The sequence below is a fragment of the Variovorax sp. GW460-12-1-14-LB1 genome (assembly GCF_059423605.1).
In genome coordinates this window covers 1-1,203 of record NZ_JBWKYF010000167.1, presented here as the reverse complement: position 1 = coordinate 1,203, position 1,203 = coordinate 1, and the positions used below count along the sequence as shown (strand labels likewise).

The following is a 1,203-nucleotide window of genomic DNA, read 5'->3' as shown; positions in this document are numbered from 1 at the left end:
GAAAAATGGCAAAAGGTAAATTCACCCGCACCAAGCCGCACGTGAACGTGGGCACGATCGGTCACGTTGACCACGGCAAGACCACGCTGACGGCTGCGATCGCCACCGTGCTGTCGGCCAAGTTCGGCGGCGAAGCCAAGGCTTACGACCAGATTGACGCAGCGCCTGAAGAAAAGGCCCGCGGCATCACGATCAACACCGCGCACGTCGAGTATGAAACGGCCAACCGCCACTACGCACACGTGGACTGCCCCGGCCACGCCGACTACGTGAAGAACATGATCACCGGCGCTGCCCAGATGGACGGCGCCATCCTGGTGTGCTCGGCCGCTGACGGCCCGATGCCCCAGACCCGTGAACACATCCTGCTGGCTCGCCAGGTGGGCGTGGGCTACATCATCGTGTTCCTGAACAAGTGCGACATGGTCGACGACAAGGAACTGCTCGAGCTGGTCGAAATGGAAGTTCGCGAACTTCTCGACAAGTACGAATTCCCCGGCGACGACACCCCCATCATCCACGGCTCGGCCAAGCTCGCCCTGGAAGGCGACAAGGGCGATCTGGGCGAAGGCGCCATCATGAAGCTGGCCGAAGCCCTGGACACGTACATCCCCACGCCTGAGCGCGCTGTGGACGGCACGTTCCTGATGCCCGTGGAAGACGTGTTCTCGATCTCAGGTCGCGGCACCGTGGTGACCGGCGCTGTCGAGCGCGGCGTGATCAAGGTCGGCGAAGAAATCGAAATCGTCGGTATCCGCCCCACCGTCAAGACCACCTGCACCGGCGTGGAAATGTTCCGCAAGCTGCTGGACCAAGGTCAAGCTGGCGACAACGTCGGCGTGCTGCTGCGCGGCACGAAGCGCGAAGAAGTCGAACGCGGCCAAGTGCTGTGCAAGCCCGGCTCGATCAAGCCGCACGTGCACTTCACCGCCGAGGTGTATGTCCTGTCCAAGGACGAAGGCGGCCGTCACACGCCGTTCTTCAACAACTACCGTCCGCAGTTCTACTTCCGCACGACGGACGTGACCGGTGCGATCGAGCTGCCCGCGGACAAGGAAATGGTCATGCCCGGCGACAACGTCAGCATCACCGTCAAGCTGATCAATCCGATCGCGATGGAAGAAGGCCTGCGCTTCGCCATCCGTGAAGGCGGCCGTACCGTGGGTTCGGGCGTCGTGGCCAAGATCCTCGACATCTAAGCCG

At 62.5% G+C, this 1,203-nt stretch carries 1 protein-coding gene; it reads left to right on the top strand.

Features of this window, described 5'->3' with window-relative positions; genetic code table 11:
* The first annotated feature begins 5 nt into the window (after positions 1-5).
* Complete coding sequence (gene tuf, locus AC07Y4_RS32945; protein ID WP_062478858.1) at positions 6-1,199, top strand: elongation factor Tu; 1,194 nt, start codon at positions 6-8, stop codon at positions 1,197-1,199.
* Positions 1,200-1,203 lie beyond the last annotated feature (4 nt).

Excerpts from the sequence above, each read along its gene's own strand:
- tuf (WP_062478858.1), top strand. The coding sequence starts at position 6 with ATGGCAAAAGGTAAATTCACCCGCACCAAGCCGCACGTGAACGTGGGC.